Annotated in this window: 12 protein-coding genes and 7 pseudogenes; 5 read left to right on the forward strand and 14 right to left on the reverse strand. The window is 59.2% G+C overall.

Going from position 1 to position 19,113, the window contains the following annotated elements:
- Positions 1-175: 175 nt before the first annotated feature.
- From U5G49_RS36040 to U5G49_RS36055, 4 genes and pseudogenes are all read right to left on the reverse strand, one after another.
- Positions 176-916 carry an NPP1 family protein gene (locus U5G49_RS36040; RefSeq protein ID WP_193446230.1) on the reverse strand — a complete coding sequence of 247 codons (741 nt, stop codon included), beginning with the start codon at positions 914-916 and terminating at the stop codon, positions 176-178.
- Between the two features lie 599 nt (positions 917-1,515).
- Positions 1,516-2,628, reverse strand: a complete 1,113-nt coding sequence (locus U5G49_RS36045) for a TlpA disulfide reductase family protein (RefSeq protein WP_193446229.1) — start codon at positions 2,626-2,628, stop codon at positions 1,516-1,518.
- 277 nt (positions 2,629-2,905) lie between these two features.
- Positions 2,906-3,046: pseudogene (locus tag U5G49_RS36050) on the reverse strand (nitrogen fixation protein FixA); the annotation flags it as partial.
- Between the two features lie 367 nt (positions 3,047-3,413).
- Positions 3,414-3,614, reverse strand: a complete 201-nt coding sequence (locus U5G49_RS36055) for a hypothetical protein (protein ID WP_193446228.1) — start codon at positions 3,612-3,614, stop codon at positions 3,414-3,416.
- Between the two features lie 211 nt (positions 3,615-3,825).
- On the opposite strand from U5G49_RS36055, the pseudogene U5G49_RS36060 reads away from it, so the two are divergent.
- Positions 3,826-4,524, forward strand: a pseudogene (locus U5G49_RS36060) (transposase); the annotation flags it as partial.
- A gap of 227 nt (positions 4,525-4,751) precedes the next feature.
- On the opposite strand, the pseudogene U5G49_RS36065 reads toward U5G49_RS36060, so the two are convergent.
- From U5G49_RS36065 to U5G49_RS36095, 7 genes and pseudogenes are all read right to left on the reverse strand, one after another.
- Positions 4,752-6,500 (reverse strand): annotated as a pseudogene (locus U5G49_RS36065) (ParB N-terminal domain-containing protein).
- 478 nt (positions 6,501-6,978) lie between these two features.
- Positions 6,979-7,372 (reverse strand): annotated as a pseudogene (locus U5G49_RS36070) (hypothetical protein); the annotation flags it as partial.
- Positions 7,369-7,620: pseudogene (locus tag U5G49_RS36075) on the reverse strand (DUF1419 domain-containing protein); the annotation flags it as partial. The pseudogenes U5G49_RS36075 and U5G49_RS36070, both read right to left, overlap by 4 nt.
- A 64-nt stretch (positions 7,621-7,684) precedes the next feature.
- Complete coding sequence (locus U5G49_RS36080) at positions 7,685-8,713, reverse strand: DUF3991 and toprim domain-containing protein (RefSeq protein ID WP_246289409.1); 1,029 nt, start codon at positions 8,711-8,713, stop codon at positions 7,685-7,687.
- A gap of 1,166 nt (positions 8,714-9,879) precedes the next feature.
- A pseudogene (locus U5G49_RS36085) lies at positions 9,880-10,220 on the reverse strand (SIS domain-containing protein); the annotation flags it as partial.
- A 29-nt stretch (positions 10,221-10,249) separates the two neighbouring features.
- The gene (locus tag U5G49_RS36090; protein ID WP_193446225.1) at positions 10,250-11,014 is read right to left on the reverse strand and encodes a GntR family transcriptional regulator; all 765 of its coding nucleotides are present in this window, start codon (positions 11,012-11,014) and stop codon (positions 10,250-10,252) included.
- A complete protein-coding gene (locus U5G49_RS36095) occupies positions 11,011-11,892 on the reverse strand; it encodes an N-acetylglucosamine kinase (protein ID WP_193446224.1) in 882 nt (293 codons plus the stop codon). Before U5G49_RS36095 ends, U5G49_RS36090 begins: the two co-directional genes overlap by 4 nt.
- 160 nt (positions 11,893-12,052) lie before the next feature.
- Here U5G49_RS36095 and U5G49_RS36100 point away from each other — a divergent pair, with 160 nt between their 5' ends.
- From U5G49_RS36100 to U5G49_RS36115, 4 genes and pseudogenes are all read left to right on the forward strand, one after another.
- Positions 12,053-12,319, forward strand: a complete 267-nt coding sequence (locus U5G49_RS36100; protein WP_193446223.1) for a hypothetical protein — start codon at positions 12,053-12,055, stop codon at positions 12,317-12,319.
- Between the two features lie 91 nt (positions 12,320-12,410).
- Positions 12,411-13,133 (forward strand): Crp/Fnr family transcriptional regulator, encoded by a 723-nt coding sequence (locus tag U5G49_RS36105; RefSeq protein WP_193446222.1) that lies wholly within the window; start codon positions 12,411-12,413, stop codon positions 13,131-13,133.
- A gap of 144 nt (positions 13,134-13,277) precedes the next feature.
- Entirely contained in the window at positions 13,278-14,489 is a 1,212-nt protein-coding gene (locus tag U5G49_RS36110; protein ID WP_164049599.1) for an NADP-dependent isocitrate dehydrogenase, read from the forward strand.
- A 101-nt stretch (positions 14,490-14,590) separates the two neighbouring features.
- A pseudogene (locus U5G49_RS36115) lies at positions 14,591-15,370 on the forward strand (transposase); the annotation flags it as partial.
- A gap of 79 nt (positions 15,371-15,449) precedes the next feature.
- Here the strand turns inward: U5G49_RS36115 and U5G49_RS36120 are convergent.
- Genes U5G49_RS36120 through U5G49_RS36130 form a run of 3 tightly spaced genes read right to left on the reverse strand, consistent with a single transcriptional unit; the run spans position 15,450 to position 19,101 of the window.
- Positions 15,450-16,373, reverse strand: a complete 924-nt coding sequence (locus tag U5G49_RS36120; RefSeq protein WP_193446221.1) for a sugar phosphate isomerase/epimerase family protein — start codon at positions 16,371-16,373, stop codon at positions 15,450-15,452.
- A gap of 17 nt (positions 16,374-16,390) precedes the next feature.
- Positions 16,391-18,100 (reverse strand): ABC transporter permease, encoded by a 1,710-nt coding sequence (locus U5G49_RS36125; RefSeq protein ID WP_193446220.1) that lies wholly within the window; start codon positions 18,098-18,100, stop codon positions 16,391-16,393.
- Positions 18,097-19,101 (reverse strand): ABC transporter ATP-binding protein, encoded by a 1,005-nt coding sequence (locus U5G49_RS36130; RefSeq protein ID WP_193446219.1) that lies wholly within the window; start codon positions 19,099-19,101, stop codon positions 18,097-18,099. The genes U5G49_RS36125 and U5G49_RS36130 overlap by 4 nt, the downstream gene beginning before the upstream one ends.
- Positions 19,102-19,113: the final 12 nt, after the last annotated feature.

Here is a 19,113-nt window from a genome sequence, read left to right on the forward strand (position 1 = left end):
CTCGGCCCGACCCCTGATCTACCGGCTAATGCAATCGATGGCGGCTTGTCTCTCGCCGCGCCGTCACCATGCCGGGCAGAAGAAGACCCGACCTAACTGCGGTCACACCTATCCCTCCGCCCGAAACGCGGATGACTTGATACACGATCTTCTAGCGCCGCAAGCAACCCCAGCATCAATGATAATACGCCTTGGCCAGATTTTGGTAAAAATTGCGATCGATGAACGGCACGCCCACGCCGAAGTCGTACAAGTCGAGCGTGAGCATTGCTTCATAGGTCAGATCGGACCAACTGATTGCAGGCTGCGTACCGCCACGGGTTCTCGTGCCCACGACCGTGTACCCGATTGAGTCGTTATTCACATACGCAACCAGTGGATGCGTTCCATGCATGTGCGGCTTTGTCGTCGTGTGGTAACCACGATTGCTCCAGTAGCTGACCGCGTTGACGTGCGCTTGGCCGTCGCAACTTGATAGCCATACGATGACATTCTGCCAATCATACCGGGACCCCATAGTGGATGGCCAAGGTCCGATCTTGTTCTTGGGGAAGAACCAAGAATACATGACGGCGCATTCGCCCCTAAAGTCCTCCCCCCTGACATAAATTTGTCCAAGGTTCTTCGAGCAACCGCCCGACGCAAAGCCCGATGGATACAGACCGCCGCTGACGTTGCCGGCGGCATCTACTGCCGGGAAAGGCACACATCCGCCAGAGACCTTGAGGTAAGGCTGGTAGGTCTTGAGGTAGCCGGTGGTGCTGTCGGGAAACCCTTGCACCGCGTCGTGGTTGATGACTTGAGGAGCGTTGGCCTCAACCGATCGTCCGCAAATGAGGGCAAATATTAATGCGGCTAAGAGCGTTCGCCGACGAGATGCACTGGTGAGAGCGACCTTGCTTTTTTTGCGTAGCAACTTTATTCCTCCTTGTCTTAAACCGTTTTGACCAGCTTGCGCGCCGCGGCCGAATTGTCCTTCGAGACTCGCGCCGGATCTCTCGTGAGCAGACAAGTGATGACTGCTTGTTTCAGGCCGCGCGGCATCGTCACATCCCTCCCCCAATCTTCAGCGTCCGCCTCACCTCGCTTGACCCGCCAACTGCGGCGGATACAGATTGAGAGTGGCAAAGACTTTGGGCCAGACACGCGGCTTTCGTTCCTAAAGCGAGCTTAAATCGCCTGACTGGGGGTCGCGTCTTCGAGACCCGGTATTTGCTTGTGAAGTTTTGGATATCGTCCGGAGATGTTTGGACTTTCTGGCTTTGGGCAACCCACGATGCGTCGTTCAGGAGTTCCCTCAGCTCGACATCAGACATTCTGGCACAGAGCCACCACCTGTCGGGGTACACTCGAGTGCGAAGCCGCGGGACCCGGCCCACAGATCCGCGAACCTGTCCGATGCAGAAGCTCGCGCGAAACGCGCGCGATCCGGTCGGATCAAACATGCGTTTTGCTCCAATGGTTCGTTAGAATTCCTGTCGACGCTGCCTGAGCAGCGCCAACAGGTTGCTATTTTCAACTCTGCTTCGGCGGAGCCGCACAAATCTCCCCATAACAAACCTGCTCACCCTTGTACTTCGTCAGGCGATCCAGCAAATGCGCCACCATCCGTTCATGCTTCTCGACGTCCGGGAGAGGCTCTCCGTCCAAGAACTTCAAAGCCTGCTCGATCAAATCCACAGCGCGGTCATTATCGCCGCTTTCATGATAGTAACGGGCAATCGTCATGTAAGACTCAGCGCGTGAGAGAGCATCCTGCTGCGGATACAGTCTCAGGATTCGTTCGGAGAGCTCCTTGCCCATCGAAAAGCGTTCCGCAGATGGAAGGCCCGAGTAATCATAGGGACCGAAGAGTTCTCGCATCGCCGCGAGCAGCCAATCTTCAGAGTTTCGTTCAATTGCAGTGCGAGCAAATTGGTCTAGTGCTGTCCAGCCCGCCTCCATGTCCCGCATTTCTCCCATCAATGTCTCGACATGCCGCTGGTGGAACTTGAAGTTGTCCGGGAAACGGCTGATGCCCTCTTTAATGGCCGAGAGCGCCGTCTTCCAATCCTCAATCTCTGTCGCCGCCCGGATTCGATCAAACAACGCTCTCATAGGAGCAGCGATCTCGGCTTCGGCAATGCGCTCGTTTTCGGCATTTTTTGCTTCGGCGCTGGCGCGCCAGCTGCCGTCCATCACTTTTGGCAGAACGTCCTCGAGCGCATCCGGATGACCGATAAAGGCGATGCTGCCGTCTCGGTCGACAACGAACGCCTGTGGAACATGGAAAGTTAGGCTAGCCTGCTTCCAATGCTTATCCATGTCGCCTGAGTAGTCGAACGCGATCCGAATGTTCGTATTCGGGAGCCATTTACTTGCCCATGCGTCCACCTGAGCTCGGGCCTTGTCAGCCGTTGCAGCTTCCTTATTTGCTGCGACGCCGATGACCTCAACTCCCATGTCGCTGTATTCCTCCTGCAGCTGCGCCAAGTGGGACAGCGCCGGCCCGCAACCACTGCAGGTAGTCGAAAAGAACTCAAGGATGTATATCTTGCCGGACTGGAAGTTGGAAAGCGGATCGCCGCGCAGCCAGTGCTGTACGTTGATTGACGGAGCTGGAGAGTCTATGCCTAAACGAGAGGTCATTTTTATTCTCCACCAGTGTTTTATCCTGCGCTTCGTGCGCCAGGAATGAGCGTGTTAAGGATCAGGTCGAGTTGTTTCGATTTAGAAACGCGGCGTCTGTTGGACGCACGCTTATGATCTCGTCTTCTGAAATGGCTTCTGCGGGTGCGGGCCATTGCGATAGTGTCCTTCTTTTGAAAGCATGGAGATGTCCCCGTCGTGAAAGGAAGACACCGAGCCTTGATGCAGATGGAGGTCGTCAAAGAGTTCCCATTAGTCTTGAACACCGATTATGCTTCTCCGCATTAGACGCCGTAGGGTTGTGCAAGCGACGCCTGTAAGTCAGTTGCCGGAGGGTTAGCCTCTTTGCAATTCCGGGTCCCACCTGGGCCGGGTCACCATCAATTGTCTGCTTTCCGGTAGAGACGATATAAGGCGCCTGAATGTCCGGCACTCGTTTGATAAGGTCACGGTGTCCATAGTCGTTTGATCTCCCAAAGTCGGATTAGGTCTGTAGCGACCTGGCTTACTCTGAGCACTACTCGTGCCAGTCAGGTTGCGCCGGTAAGCCTCCGGGATTGCACATGTTTCGTTGTCGCTATTCGGAGGGTTTTGTAGGGCTGCCGACATGTCGTGTCGCAATCCGCCCGCGATCACTACCGCGTTGGAGAGGCGGTCCGATGGGCTTCAAATCGGATAAGTCATGAAGGCTGCGCTACGAGCGGGGAGATTTGAACAATCCCCGAGACATCCCATAGATACCCATCCCCCTGGTCGCGCCCTTCTCCGGGCGCGTTTCTCGCATCCTAGACGACGGCCGGGTTGCGCAAGATCAGGAGATCCTCACCCTCGATAATGAGGTGGTTGGCGAAAAGCTCATGGCGGTCAGAGCCAATATTCGCGCTAGCAGCGATCTTGCCATTGACCTCAAAGCTCTGATCTCGTCCGGGACCACCATCAGCCCTGTCCGCCTCCTCACCGAAACGGTTAAGGCCGAGCAGGCGCATTTTCTCAACCTGCTGCGTGAGAACGAATTTTCCCGTAGGAATGACGCGGCGGAATTGGACCTCGCTATGCGACTTCCAAGCGGTCGACGCGAGGTGGCTCGCCGTCATGAACCCAGCCTATGGCGACACTCGCAAGCTGTCGCACGAGGAGTTCACTACGCAATGGACCGGCGTCGGTGCATTTTCCTGGCTGGGAAAGGAACGGAAGACGATGAAGGCATCGCAATTTTCGCACGCGCAGAAGGCGTCATTCTGAAACGAGGCGATGAAGGTGTCTCTGTTGCTGCGATCTGCCGCAAGGCGGGTATCAGCCAGGCGACCTACTTCAACTGGAAGAAAAAGTACGCCGGCATGTTGCCGCCGGAGATGAAGAAGCAGAATAGTCTCGAGGACGAGAACGCTCGGCTGAAACGGATCGTCGCGGATCTGACGCGGATCACGAGATGCTACAGGACGTCGTTCGGCGAAAGCTCTAAGGCCTGCTCGGAAGCGGGGGGGGGGGTGGTGAAGGACATGTGCCGGGATTGGATGATCTTGATCCGGCGTGCCTGTGGAGCGTCGAAGTTCGATCGGTCCACCTACCACTACACCTCTCTCCGCGCCGATCAGGCCGGTCTGGAACGTCGTATTCGTGAGATCTGCGAAACGCGTGTGCGGTACCGCTATCGTCGCGTGCATGTGCTCTTGGAACGCGAGGGTTGGGGCACCAACATCAAGCGAACCTATCGCCTTCTACAGGGACTTGGGCCTGCAATTGCGGAACAAGACGCCCAAGCGCCGGGTAAAGGCCAAACTTCGCGAGGATCGGCAAATGGCTGTCGGAGCGAATGATGTCTGGGCGACGGACTTCGTTCACGATCAGTTCGCCACCGGAAAGAAACTGCGCGTTTTGACGGTGGTCGACACCTTCGGATCAGCCGCCCTTGCTGTAGCGGCTTTCCCTGCGGCGAGCTTCTTCCTTTGGCGTTCGGGCGGGCGAGGCGTGCCGTCGCACCGGGCGACGATCGAGCCACTCGGGGCGAGCTCATAAACCAAAGACGCAGACATCCTCGTTCTCCTGTTTTGAGGTGAGGAAACAAAGCCGCCGCCGGTGATGGCCGGCGGCGGTATCGATCAGTATGGAGTGGTGGGGCAGGGTTACTCGGCCGCAATTCCGTAAGCGGTATCGGGATCCTCAGTGCCGGTGTCAGCGTCGGCTTCATCCAGCTCTTCGAGCTCGGTGTCGGCTGCGTTGCCGTCGTCCTCGATGCCGCCCATCGGCCCGTCGGCGGGTGCATCGTCGTCCTCGCCCCCTTGCTCCATGTTCTTGGCCAGCCAATCGCCCATCTTCACGTCATCGGGTGCGAAGAGGCCAGACGGATGCACGAAACGCTCTTCCTTGAAGTGCTCGACAAGGGCAGCCCGGGTGTCCCTGACGCGCGGGCGGGGAGCGACACTCCTACCGCCGCAGGACGCTTCCAGTGCCGGACGCGATAGGCACGCGAGGAATTGCTCCGTGCCCATGTTCGGAAGATAGGTGTCGGCGCCTATGGCATCGCCGGCGATCCGGGCGACAATGCCGCTGTCCGTGCGGTTGGTCCGCGCCGACAGTGCGTCGATCAGGGTCGACCTGGCCACGACACGAAGCGTATCCGTGTCGAACTACAGCTTGCCGCTTTCACCGATCAGCCGGACGGCGTGCCGAGCGAAACGCCTGGAGCCGTAGAAATGGTTGGAGGTTTCGGAGCCGGAATCGACCGAGACGTTCTGCCCGGCGAATGCGAGGACGAGCAGCGCCAAGAGGGTAACGTCTTCGATCGGCGCTCGTGCCAGTGCCTCGTGCAGAGCGTCTGTGCGGAAATCGCCGATCATGTCGAGGCCGTTTCGGGTCACGTCGGGACGGGTCTTCGCTGCAACGTCGATGGCCTCGTTTCTGTCCTCGCCGCCGGGCGCGGTCGGATCGCTCTTTCGCTTCGCCCTCTTGATCTCCGGCAACCGGAAATGGGCGGACTGCACCTTGCCCTCGCGATTGAGATACATGGCGGTGCAACCGCCTTTGCCGGGCTTGCCGTAGACACGCTCCGCCTTCGGCGGCAATTGCGGTTGGCCCCAATTGTTGAGCTCGACGATGGAACCCTTCTTGGGAAGATTGCTACTCATCCATTCCTGCTGCGCACCGAGGAATGCTTCGACGTTGGTGGTGTAGCGGTTATCCTCGTCGGCCGGTCCGAACAGGTCTTCCGCCCACTCGATGCCGTAGGCCCGGCGGAGATCGTCGCCGAAACTCGCCTCGCGCGCGAACATGCGGGTCTTGGTGAGGCCGTTGGCTATCGCCCACCAGGATGCCGTGTCACCCTTCTTCGGCTTGTGTGCCTTCCAGACTTCCTTCTGCTCGTCGAGTGACGCTGCGGAAATCGTGCGAAGCTACTGCTCGCTCGGCATGTCGCCCTTGGCCATGTGGTCGAGCATCGCAGGCAGCACATTGGCGAGCAGACGAAGCTTGCGGATCTGTCTGACCGGCAGGGCCAACGCAATCGCAGTAGCTTCCTCGGTCCAGCCGAGAGCAACGAGGCGCTCGATGCCGCGCCATTGATCGACGGGGTTGAGCGGTTCGCGCGCGATGTTTTCGATCATCGAGCGCATGGCGCCGTTGTCGTTCGCCGCCTCGACGACGATGACATCGATTTCCTCGATCCCCGCCGCGATCGCCATGCGGGTGCGCCGGTGACCGGCTTCGATGATATAGCCGTTGCCGGCGGCTTCGGCAAAAATAACGGGCGGCTGTATTACGCCTACGGCCTTGATGGTCGCAAGCAGCAGCGCGTCGGCCTGGGGCGTCGACTTCGACTGGCGAGTATTGTCGGGATTGTCCTTCAGCGCACGCGGATCGACCTTCATGAGTTGCATGGGAGTGTTCCTTTCCGGGGATGGGGACGCGGCCTCCTGCCGGTCCTTCCTGTCTTCATTTTTTCCTGAAGACATCTCCCGGACCGCAGAGCGGCCCGACCGGCGCAACTGCGGGCGAGCGGCCCGGCCACGAAGTACAAGCGGGGCTAACAGCCTTGCGAAGGACGAGTGGCCGGGATGCGCAGGCCGCGGTTGAGCGACAGTGGCGACGGGAGGACCGATCTGCGACCGGTTTCTCTTTCACTCTCTTTTCCTGTTTTTCAGACGAGCGATCCCATGCGAAGGTCAGAATTCCGGTTGAGCGGGAACAAAAAAATGGGCCGTCGGAAGAACCGAGGCCCATGAAGTGTGAAGGTTATTTAACCTCCAGAGGGGAACAGCTGTTGCAGCGGCACTGGGAGGAGACCGCCATGTGCATCAGCTGTGTGCACTATGGTGATATTTTGATCAGATGGAAAACATTTATTGTGCAACGCACCTATGCATATGCTGCACTGCTTCCAAAATCGGGTTGCTCCCTCGGAGCCACCGTACCTGCCTCGCGCGCCTCGGCCGCCAGCTCCGCCTCAATCTGCCGGAGCTGGCGGCGCTTTTCGGCCAACTCACTCGCGAAGGCAAAATCGCCACCCTGACGGGACTGGTAGGAAGCAAGACGCCGGCGCGCTTCCTCCAGCCGCTGGCGATAGCGTTCCCGCTCCCCCGTCGAAATCATCCAGCGCATGCTCGAGGCGGAAGACGGCGCCGAGTGGCGTCACCGTGACGGCGAGATCGATCTCGTAGTCCGCGCGCCCGTGCGCTGAAGCATGGTGGTGTAGCGATAACCGTCAGACTTGCTGACGCTCGCCATCGTAGACTAGATCGAAGCCACCAATGATGTCACCGAGCCAGTCATGAACTCGCGCATCGCAAACAGGGATCCTCGGGTCCACAATGGTTGAAGGACCTCGAACATGTAGTCATGCTCGGTCTCGCCGATCTCGAACCATTCGCCCGAGTAGAACGGCGCGCCATCACCATCCCAACGCTTCGGGCGCTCCGCGTGGCGGTCAAACATGCGGAACATCTGTTGGCGGCTTGCGACACCCTGGAAAACCTTAGTGGTTGCGGGAGAGGGGATCATCTGCGGCTCCTTACGCGTTTTCGGACCGAAGTGCGGCGCCATCCTATCGACCTCGCCATCCCCTTCAGCCCTTCATGACCGCTTGCCTGGCGCCGGCATCGCGACCGGCTGGGTCAAGGGCCGGCTCCGCCGGGCGACGCCTCCCTTGACGCGGGCGGTGCGAATGCGGCACGCTTCCTGCCTTTCTTTCCCTCTTTTCTTTCTCCCTGACCTTCAGGGTTTCGTTCCAGTCCTCCTCGGCCGGGCGCAACCGGGTCCACTCGCAACCGGCATCCTCGGCAAGCGACCGCAATCGCGTGGCAAACAGATCCCCTTGTGTATTGGCGTCCGTCGCAGCGACCAGCCGGGCGTCCGGTCGGGAGGCCAATTCCCGCAGTGCGGCTTGCGTGGCCGGCGACCACCCGCCGCCGGTGCTGAGATAGAGCGTGCCGTCATGCAACTCTTCGATTGCCGCAAGGCTCATGGCGTCGATCGCGGCTTCGGTGACGGCCAGGCGCAACGCAGTATCCAACCCGAGACGGAAGAGAACCTTCGCTCCTCCAGAGGCGAAGCCACGGTATTGCGGTCCGCGCGCCTCCAATCCGGTCACCACGCCGGCATTGTCCGTATGCGCTGCCCATATGCTGCCACGCGGGCCTTCCCGAAGAAGCCCCGCTTTGATCGCCTCACAGAGTATAGGTGCTGGCAGCCGGCGCTCGCCGTTGAGGTAGCGCCACGTCGATGAATCGGGCCATGGGCTGCGGCGCGCTTGCCAGCGCTCGGCAAGAGAGAGGTTGCATCCTCCATCACGGCTCGCAGGCTGCCACTCCGGTTCCGTGGTCTCGAAACCAACGAGATCCGCGACCCTATCGGCGCCTTCGAGAAAACCGACATGATCGAGATGCTCGACAAGCCCGAAGACATCGCCTTTCGCATCGCTGAGCGGATCGAACCATCCGCGCCCCTCATGCGTGACGATGATGATTTCACCACCGCGGCGAAACTTGACTGCCCGCCGCGTGCTTTCCTTGATGTCGATGGCGAACCTCGCCTGTTCAAGAACGGCCGCGCACCTCACCTGCTCACGCAGCGCCTCTATCTCTCTTCTTTTCATTTTGCTCCCGATCGCACTGCGATCGGCCTCCATTGCCTTTCCTTGCCCGTCGCTTCGTGGGCACCCTTCGGCCCGCCGCGAAGAGCAAAGGCTGCAAGGGCGCGACCGGCAATTGTCGGATCATGCAATGCACGGCCTCGGCGAAGCCTCCCTTGCGGCCTGCTTCTCGCAAGCGGCACGCCAAAGGCCGGCTCTAAGCGCCGGCCAGGGGAAAAATTCAGGGACGATCTCAAGGTCGTCGTCGGCATCGATCTCGTCAGAGGGAAAGACGCTGTATTCACCCTCGACTTCAAAGACGGTGACCGGACCATCAGGTCATGGGAGCTGGAAGGCGCGGGACTGTGCGAGGTAATGATCGAGCGAGTTTAGAAGGGCTCCAGTGGGAGCGGGCCAATTCCCGCTCGATGGCTCCTCAAAGGCTCGGGACGGGCGCGATAGCCACGCCGCGGAGCGGCAGCGGCCGCAGCTCGCGAGCGGACCTTTCAGCGTGTTATTCGTGGAATCCGGAACTCGGCCACGACCCATCACAAACGCGCGGATTGGCTTGCTTTCGTGGTCACCTCGGATCGGCTGCGTTCCGCCGACCGCAGGAGCCATTCTCTCCATTTTCAAACCGATGGCGCGATCTTGCTGCGGGCCCGACGTCGCCAAAAACGGTGCATTTACAAGCAGCATGCAATGTAAGGTGAAAGTGTCCGGCGCCAGCGACCATGATGCGATCAGTCTGATCTCGTGAGCTTCATTTTCTCGAGCGCCTGTTCCACTGAGTCGGCGTTGAGCGAAATAACCGCACGCTCCACGCACGCCTGAATTTCAGCGGTATCCTTTCCCTCGATCAACGCGATATCAGCTACAGTCCAGCCTCTCGATATCCAATGGAGACAGGTTCGTTCAAACGGCGAGAGCATTGCTATCTTCATGACGCGCTGGTCCCACTCAGCTAAAGCCAGTAGGTTTCCGAGCGGAAAACATCGACCATAAGATTGGAGAACCTGTGCAAATTTGATCCAAGATCACCATGATCGCTTGTCTCGAAACCCTTTGGCCCACCTGTCCAGCTCGACTTCAACTCAAACTTAGGGTCAACACCAAGAGATCTGCGTCGTCTTCAGGCACAAGCCGACCTCTGTGCTCAGCATGCTCATGGCGTTGGTGGGTCCCGCAAGCGGGAAGCGTATTTTCAGCGCAATCCAAGCGGCGATGGCGCGCGTGGCTGCCTTGGGAAGGGGGCCCGCGACCAAGTTGGGCTCGAGACCGTAGATTGAAGCGAGTGAAAGCCGAATCGAAGCGACGGCAATTTTGCGCTTAGCTCGATTGAATATTTCAGGGACATGGCGGCGTGGTCGGACAAGCCGCACGCGGCTGTGACGACGAATGTGGAGTCCTCGGCCCGCAAAGCCGCTCCGGTGGCAGCGAAGTCTTTCGCTAAGCGATCGAGCAATCTGGCCGCAGCTTCTGGAATTTCGTCGATCTCACGGCGCATGTTCGTTTGCACGGTGGCCTGCATGATAGGATCCTGTCTTGTAAGAAGAGCGGTCAGTTTTCGAGAAAGGTGAGCTTGCTGACAAAACCTCCGGCATCGCCTCGAAAAAGTGAGCGGGTGAATTCGATCGCACGGCCCGAAGCAAGATAGGCAACGCGCTTTGTCAAAAGACCAGCCGTTCCAATCGCCACGCCAAGCAAGAAGGCGTCCGGATCTTCGATGTTGGATGCGAAAGTGCGCTGGATCGCACGAACGGGTCTAAAGTTTGCGTCCGCGAGTGTGTTGCAGATAGAAGAGGTAACGGTACGAGCGTGGGGCAGGAACTCCGAGGAAATGCACGTGCGTTCGATCGCAAGCGGCTGGCCCACCGAGCTCCGCAAGCAGGTGATGCGCACGACGTGACTGTCGCTTGACAGGCCGAGTGTCATCATCTCCTCTGGTGCGGGATGAGACGTGCGGCGCTCGATGCACTCGACTTTCGTGTCCGATCCACGCCAGGAAATGTTACCCGTCAAAGAGTTCGCGCATAACGGAGGCTGATCTGCGTGGACCGCCGATCCGCCAACGAAGGTTCCTGAGCCGCGGCGACGGACCAGAAAGCCGTCTTGGACGAGATGGTCGATTGCTTTGCGGACCGTTACACGGCTAACGCGGAGATGTTCAGCGAGGTCTCGTTCGGAATAAAGAACGTCGCCCTCTTTGAGTTTACCCGACAGGATTGCCTTTTCAAGCACCAGGCGAAGCCTATGGTAGAGCGGGCCGGCGCCCTTGATGTCTATCCCCCATCCTGGAAGCATGGCCGCAAGCCTGTCACTCATTCGATCGCTTTCAGATGCCCGAAGCGCGACACAGCCAGGGCCACGGCCCCGCTCAGTGCATCGCCTTCGGGAGTTACCAATAATCTTTGATGCCGTGCAGCGATCCAGGACGAATACAGCGGCCCCAATCCCCCGAGCAGACAAATCTTCTGCGTTCCTCGAGCGACTAGACGATCAAGTGCTTCGTCAACTGAAACAGCGGCTTCTTTCAACAGGCGCGCGGCGACGGCATCACCCTGTTTGATGTGCTCGAATACGCGCGGCGCATAGCGACCAAAGGCGCCGGGCTTTGCCTGCCGCGCAAACTCGACGATATTGCGTGGGTCATTCTTGAATTCCGCAAGGACTGAGGCGGTCATCGCGGACATGTCATGGATGCCGTCATATGCGAGCAGCGCTTCTTGCAAAAGCGCATGTCCAATACGAGCGCCGCTGCCGAGGTCGCCGACAGTAAAGCCCCATCCGCCGGTGTAGGTTACCGAATCGCAGTGGCGGGAGATGTAGATCGTGCCTGTTCCTAAAATGGCGACGGCTCCGTCTTTATCGCCAAGCGCGCCTTGTAGCGCGATCAGCCCGTCTGACTCGATGTCCGCCTCGGCGAAGGGTAGCCTGTTTCTCACGTAGTGAACGGCCTCGCCGACATTATTGCCCGCGACCCCAAGAACTGCACGCGCCGAGGCGATGCTACGCGCATTGATGCCAGCTGCGTAGAAAGCCGCGCGGGTCGCACTGGCAATGTTGTCGAGCGCCGTATCCGGATCGGAAAGAATGTTGGCGGGCCCGGCTTGAGCCCGCGCAAGGATACTCCCGTTCGCACCGGCGACTGCCGCACGGCAGCTGGTGCCACCGCCGTCGATTCCGATTAGATAGACAGTCATCCGCCCGTTCCTTCAGGAGGTCATCTGACACAACGTCGATCGCGTTCGGGCCGCACCAGCTGCGCGCACTGTGTTAGTACGTACGTCGCACAAACATACTCGACTGTCAACTGGAAACCGGCTAGAGAGAGTATGGGCGACCCAGCTGAAGGAACCCGTAATGCCTTTCGACCTGAACCCTTTCCCCGTCGCGAGTAACCGTCATACAATTTGGGAAATGCTCGTGCGCAAACAGGTCGGCGGCTTCGTCGCCCAGGATTGGAAGATCTTTGCTCCGTCGTTCAAGTTTGAAGGATTGTGCGGGACGGCCTCGTGTCGAGGCAGGCGCTTCCAAAAACAGCCATGGCACCGAAACTTTGATCTGGATCAACTCGCGGTCCCGGCGAAATTGGTAATCATCAAGCCGCGCCGGAAGAAATCGGGATAGCCGAACCCGCAATCACGGCGTAATCGTCTGGGGTACGCCCAGCATGCGCAGCCACATCATGGCACACGCGGATTTTGAAGGGAATCAGGAAATGGACGTTGCACGCAGTAAGGTTTCCGACGCCGGCACTCCCGTCGCTTGCGCTTCCTGCCAAGCGCGGCACGGCGTCGTCTGCGGCGCGCTGTGGAGCGACCAACTCCGAGAGCTCGGCCGCCAGTCGCTGCGCCGCACGGTCGATGCCGGCAGCGAGATCATCGCTCAAGGGTCGGAAAGCTCTGTCTATTCGAACATCATGCGCGGGGTAGTAAAGCTCTGCAAGGTGATGCCGGACGGGCGCCAGCAGATCGTCGGCCTGCAATTCGCCCCCGATTTCGTCGGCAGGCCCTTCGTGCCCGAAAACATGCTGTCGGCTCAGGCTGCGACCGACGCCGAAATCTGCGTCTTCCCCCGCGACCTGCTCGACCGCATGATATCGGAGACGCCGAAGCTGCAGCGCAGCCTGCACGATCAGGCGCTGAAGGAGCTGGACGCCGCGCGCGAATGGATGCTGACGCTCGGCCGGCGCACCGCCGAGGAGAAGGTCGCAAGCCTGCTCCACCTCATCGCCACCCACGCCGAACCGCAGACCGCCACGACCACCTCTTTCGACCTGCCGCTGTCCCGCGCCGAGATCGCCGATTTTCTCGGTCTGACCATTGAAACCGTCAGCCGCAAGTTGACCAAGCTGCGCAAGAGCGGTGTCATTCGCATCGAGAACTTTCGACATATCATCGTCCCCGACATGGATGAACTGGAGCGGATGATCAGCGCATAGAACGGGATCATCTGCCGAATTCGGAATCAGCGCGTGATCACGACGCGGGTATTGGCGAGGCCAGCCTGTGGCGCCAGCAGCGCTCCGGATCATATCACCCACCCGGGACGCCCGTCCCCATTGAAGCTCGAACGAGGCAGATACATGAACAAGATCAAGGTCGCCAATCCCGTCGCCGATCTCGACGGCGATGAAATGACGCGCATCATCTGGCAGCTCATCAAGGATAAGCTGATCCATCCGTATCTCGACCTCGACATCGACTATTTCGACCTCTCGGTCGAAAACCGCGACGCCACCAACGACCAGGTCACCGTCGACGCCGCCAACGCCATCAAGAAGTACGGCGTCGGCATCAAGTGCGCGACGATCACGCCGGATGAGGCCCGCGTCAAGGAATTCAACCTCAAGGAAATGTGGAAGAGCCCGAACGGCACGATCCGCAACATCCTCGGCGGCGTCATCTTCCGCGAGCCGATCATCTGCAAGAACGTGCCGCGCCTGGTTCCCGGCTGGACCAAGCCGATCGTCGTCGGCCGCCACGCCTTCGGCGACCAGTACCGCGCCACCGATTTCAAGTTCCCCGGCAAGGGCAAGCTGACGATCAAGTTCGTCGGCGAAGACGGCACCGTCATCGAGAAGGAAGTCTTCAACGCACCGGGCGCCGGCGTTGCCATGGCCATGTACAATCTCGACGAATCGATCCGCGAATTCGCCCGCGCCTCGATGATGTACGGTCTGATGCGCAAGTGGCCGGTCTATCTGTCGACCAAGAACACCATCCTCAAGGCTTATGACGGCCGCTTCAAGGACATCTTCGAGGAAGTCTACGAGACCGAATTCAAGGATCAGTTCAAGGAAGCCGGCATCACCTACGAACACCGCCTGATCGACGACATGGTCGCCTCGGCGCTGAAGTGGTCTGGCGGCTACGTCTGGGCCTGCAAGAACTATGACGGCGACGTCCAGTCCGACACTGTTGCCCAGGGCTTCGGCTCGCTCGGCCTGATGACCTCGGTTCTGCTCACGCCCGACGGCAAGACGGTCGAAGCCGAAGCCGCTCACGGCACGGTGACCCGCCACTACCGCGAGCATCAGAAGGGCCAGGAAACCTCGACGAACTCGATCGCCTCGATCTTCGCCTGGACCCGTGGCCTGGCGCATCGCGCCAAGCTCGACGACAATGCCGAGCTTGCCCGCTTCGCCGCGACGCTCGAAAAGGTCTGCGTCGACACCGTCGAATCCGGTTTCATGACGAAGGACCTGGCGCGGCTGATCGGCCCCGACCAGCCATGGCTCTCGACCACTGCCTTCCTCGACAAGATCGACCAGAACCTGCAGAAGGCCATGGCGTAAGCCGGCCTTTCCAAGATAACTTCGAAGCGGCGGGGATTTCCCCGCCGTCAGATTGCTGACAAACCCCTGGCCTTGGCTGCGGGTTTATGATTCAGTGGGACATGTTGAAGAAACCCGCGCCGCAGCAGAGGGCTCTCGAGATGGTGACGCTCGACAGCTTGGTTCCGAAGGATCACCTGCTTCGCAAGATCGACGCTGTTATCGACTTTTCGTTCATTCGTGATCGTGTTGCGGGACTTTACTGCCCCGACAACGGCCGCCCTCTGCTCGACCCGACCTTGATGTTCAAGGCGCTGTTCCTCGATCTCTATGGCATCCGCTCGGAGCGGCAGCTGGTGCGCGAGATTGAGGTCAATGTCGCCTATCGCTGGTTTCTGCAGTTGAAGCTGACGGATGGAGTGCTCGACGTCTCGACGCTCAGCCCAGAACCGCCGCAGTTACAAGGATACATCGGTTGCCCAGGACATCTTCGATCACATCGTCGAACAGGCGATCGGCCACGGGCTGGTCGACGGCACCCCATCTGAAGGCCAATGCCAACAAGGGCAAATACGATCTTGCGATGGTCGAGAAGCCGCGCGCCGACTACTGGGCCGATCTGGATGCGGCGATCGAGGCCGAACGCAAGCTGCACGGCCAAGCCCTTGAAGGACAAGGAGCGCCGGCCGGAGGTGAAGAAGACCAAGGTCTCCCGCAGCGATCCAGACAGCGACTATATGGTGCGCGACGGCAAGCCGAAGAGCTTCTACTCTCTCGATCATCGCACGGTGCACGGCAAGCTCGCCATCATCACCGATGCTCATGTTACGCCGGCCAATGTCCACGACTCGATCGTCTATCTCTCAAGGCTCGACCGGCAGCAGACCCATTTCGGCTTCCGCCCCGGAACTGTTCAAGCGTCAACGCTGCTACCTTTGTCACGACATAGTGGAGAAATGTCGAGGGTAAGCGCATTCGCCATCACGTGCTTTTCCTCTCGCGCGCCTCAGCGACCATCTCCTCGAGCCTAACAGCAACACTGTGAGCGCGGCGATAGTAGGCGGATTCTGGAATCCCATACCGGTCCATTGGCGTCTCGAAGTTGAGCGGAGTCTGATAAGGAGTTGCGGCGATCGCCGAGGCGATCGTGTGCCAATCTAATCGTCCGTCGAATGGCAAGAGATGGTTATCCATTGCTCCGAAATTGTCGTGAATGTGAGTAGCAATGAGGCGATCCGCGAAACGCTCAAGCACGCTGAGCTTGCCTGGCTCGATCAGTTCCCAGTGGCCACAATCGAAGCAGACGCCGATGAACTCCTTGCCGTATCGAGCGAACAGCCGATCATAGAGGTTGAGGAAATTCTGGGCGTTGGCGCAAAGGAGAGTTTCCGCGGCAATCTGGACGCCCTTCTCGACGCAGTAAGGCCTGATCTCGTCGAGAGACTGGAAAAGGGGGTCGAAGAACGCTCGTTCGGCGGCTTCGCTGCCGAAAACGTTGTCGTTGATATCGATGTGCAGAACAATATTGGGGGACTGGAACGCGGCCGCCAGGTCGACACGGTTGCGCAACAGCTCGACTCCGCTGCGGCGCTGCCATTCATGCGGCGATAGGAAGTCCTTGCGCGTCTCCATCGCGAAAGGGCCAGGGTTTCTGTGGCCGATCTCGGTGATAGGATTGCGGCCATTGCTGCCATGAACCGAGTGCACTTTCAGCCCAGCATCGGTCACGATCCTGCTTGTAAACTCGATCTCGGCGTCGGCCAGCCAGTACGAACTGCCGGAGTCGGGATTCCAGTTGATGTGTGTGAAGCCAGCTTCCTTGATGAGGGTGAGCGAGTTGCGAATGCCTTCGTCGTACCAACGCTCCTGGTGCGGCCAATGCCAGACGGTGATGCAGGTATCCAATGGATCAGTCTCCTGTTCTACAATGTTGTGGTTTCTGGACCTTTGCCAAGGCCGATGCGCTCGGCCAACAGAATGATCGCCAGTGAAAACGCCATGATCAGAGTGACATAGACAAGGTTGAGCGCGGCCTGCTCAGGATCGACAGACAGCGAGCTGTCTACGATTGCAATCGGCAGCGGTTTGTTGTTGACGTTGTATAGAAACGCCGACAGGGGGTATTCCGACAGGAGATCGTTGAAGGCCATCCCGGCGACGAGGATTACAGTCGGCGCCACTATCGGCAGAATGATGCGGCGATAGCGATAAAGACCAGTGGCGCCCATCGAGCGGGCCGCCTCGTTATAGGCCGGATCGATTCCTACGAAGGCTGCCCGCAGGAACCTCACCATAAGCGGCAAGGCGACGATGGCGTAGCCAATCGGCAGGAGCCAGTAGCCGCCAAGGAGGACTGCGTTTCCAACGAGCGGGTTTGGCGTGTCGAAGGTGACGATCAGCCCGACTGCGAGCAGAATACTAGGAACTACCCATGGCAGGAAGAAAGTGATGTCCAGAAGGCGCGTCAGCCAACTGCGCCGACCAAGAATAACCGGGACGGCAAACAGTGTAACGACGAGCGCCGCCGATACCGCGACAAGGCTCATCACTATGGAGTTGAAGAACGGAAGAAAGGCGGTGCCTTCGGTAAAGACGCGGGCATAGTTCTTCAGTGTCAGGCTGGATGGGATCACTTCGATGCCGATGCTCGCGGCCGGGGCGAAGGAGAAGAGTACGACAAGAGCGATCGGCACCGCATAGATAGCTACCAGAAGATAGGCAAAAAAATGTAGCACTGCATTGCCGATCGGGTTGCAAATTTTGCGTAGCTGGATGGGCGCAGTTGCTTTCGCGCCGCCGACATAGGAGCCGCGCGCTTCGTAATATTGAGACAGCAGGATAAGCGCCATGAGACACAGTCCCATCATAAGCGCCAGTAAGGCGGCCATGTCGGGACGGCGCAGGCTGTTCAGAGTCAGCACCATCTGGCTCAGCATGTGGAAATCGCGACCGCCCAGCACCTGAGGGGCGGCGAAAGAGCTGATCGCGGTGTAAAGGGTGAGAAGGGTGACAGCGAGGAGCGTCGGCATGATTGCGGGCAGTACCACACGCCCCAGGATCGTATATTCCGAGGCACCCATACTGCGCGCGGCTTCGATGGTTGCGTAGTCGACGCGGCGCATCGCAGCACGCAGAAAAAGATAGTAAAAATTGGTCATCAGAAAGGTATGCGTGAAGAGCACGCCAAACCAGCCGATGAACCAGTCTTGCGGGAGGCTGGAAACGATCGCCTTCACCAGATGTGTCACCGCACCGCCGGGACCATAGGTGAAGTTATAGCCCGCCGCCGCAACGACACCGCCGAAGACCAGCGGCGTTGCATAGGCGATTTTCACGAGTGCACGACCGCGTACGTGAAAATATTCAAGGACAACCACCTGGAAAATCCCGACAATGGTCACCGTGACCATGGTCGCTGACGTCATCCAAACCGTGTTCCAAAGGGCAGCACGCACTCTTCGTGATCTTGAAAGTTCGCTTACGATCTGGCCAACCACCAGGCTGCCGTCCTTGAAAAATGCCGCATGAAGTGACGCGACGAGCGGCAGTATCAGGAAGGTGACGACGATCCAGATCAGGGCCGCCAACCCGATCCAATAGACTACGCGCTCGACGGCAGCCGCGCGGTTCATCTGTCCGCTTCCTCGAAGATATGCACCGACCCCGGCCGGATCGTCCAGGACACGGTCTCACCGATTTCGGGTAACTCGTGCCCCATCCTAGCGGCCGAAATGAAATATCCGTCGGCATCCAGGTCGATACGGCTGTGGGCGCCAAGGAATTCCACATGACGGACGGTCGCGGGCAACCCGGCTGGTATCGCTTTCCCAACGAACACATCTTCGTGGCGAACAAAAATGCGCCCCCGAACGTCGCTGCCCAGGATTTGCCCCGCAAGCGGCGTGGGCAGTTCGTTGGCGGTGCCGATAAACTCGCAGATGAACGGCGTCGCAGGCTTCCGGTAAAGAGTACGCCCGTCACCGATCTGTTCAACACGACCGTTTGCCAGCACGACGATCGTGTCCGACATCGTGAGTGCATCTTCCTGATCATGCGTGACAAAGACTGCCGTGAAGCCAAACTCCTGCTGGAGCCTCTTGATCTCGCGGCGCATCGTCACTCGCACCTTGGCGTCGAGATTGGACAATGGTTCGTCGAACAAAAGCACCTTGGAGCCCGCGACGAGCGCGCGCGCAATCGCGACCCGCTGTTGTTGCCCGCCTGACATGGTCGATGGCTTCTTGTGCAACTGCTCCGTAATCCCGGATGTTTCGGCGATCTGGGCGACGCGCTTGCCAATCTCGCTCTGCGGCATCTTCGCCACACGCAAAGCAAAGGCGATGTTTTCGAACGCCGTCATCGTTGGAAACAGCGCATAGTTCTGGAATACCATGCCGACGTTGCGGCGCTCCGGAGGCTCGTTGGTGATATCTTTTCCTTCAAGAATAATCCGCCCGCTCATCACCGAATGAAAGCCGGCGAGGGTCCTCAGAACGCTGGATTTGCCGCTGCCGGAGGCCCCGAGCAGAGCAACGAACTCGCCTTCGTGAATCTCAAGCGAGAGGTCGCGGATGACCACCTTGTCGCCATAGCCAATATGCAGTTTATCGATGATGAGGATCGGGGTCGGCATGATCATACTCCT

The organism is Rhizobium indigoferae, assembly GCF_034554815.1.
In the GTDB taxonomy this organism is placed as follows: domain Bacteria; phylum Pseudomonadota; class Alphaproteobacteria; order Rhizobiales; family Rhizobiaceae; genus Rhizobium; species Rhizobium leguminosarum.

What these genes read in the sequence shown, in the direction of transcription:
- U5G49_RS36110 (WP_164049599.1), top strand. Translation starts at nt 13,278, where the DNA reads ATGAACAAGATCAAGGTCGCCAATCCCGTCGCCGATCTCGACGGCGAT.
- U5G49_RS36100 (WP_193446223.1), top strand. Translation starts at nt 12,053, where the DNA reads ATGCCTTTCGACCTGAACCCTTTCCCCGTCGCGAGTAACCGTCATACA.
- U5G49_RS36090 (WP_193446225.1), bottom strand. Translation starts at nt 11,014, where the DNA reads ATGAGTGACAGGCTTGCGGCCATGCTTCCAGGATGGGGGATAGACATC.
- U5G49_RS36095 (WP_193446224.1), bottom strand. Translation starts at nt 11,892, where the DNA reads ATGACTGTCTATCTAATCGGAATCGACGGCGGTGGCACCAGCTGCCGT.
- U5G49_RS36080 (WP_246289409.1), bottom strand. Translation starts at nt 8,713, where the DNA reads ATGAAAAGAAGAGAGATAGAGGCGCTGCGTGAGCAGGTGAGGTGCGCG.
- U5G49_RS36105 (WP_193446222.1), top strand. Translation starts at nt 12,411, where the DNA reads ATGGACGTTGCACGCAGTAAGGTTTCCGACGCCGGCACTCCCGTCGCT.
- U5G49_RS36045 (WP_193446229.1), bottom strand. Translation starts at nt 2,628, where the DNA reads ATGACCTCTCGTTTAGGCATAGACTCTCCAGCTCCGTCAATCAACGTA.
- U5G49_RS36125 (WP_193446220.1), bottom strand. Translation starts at nt 18,100, where the DNA reads ATGAACCGCGCGGCTGCCGTCGAGCGCGTAGTCTATTGGATCGGGTTG.
- U5G49_RS36055 (WP_193446228.1), bottom strand. Translation starts at nt 3,614, where the DNA reads ATGCGCCTGCTCGGCCTTAACCGTTTCGGTGAGGAGGCGGACAGGGCT.
- U5G49_RS36130 (WP_193446219.1), bottom strand. Translation starts at nt 19,101, where the DNA reads ATGCCGACCCCGATCCTCATCATCGATAAACTGCATATTGGCTATGGC.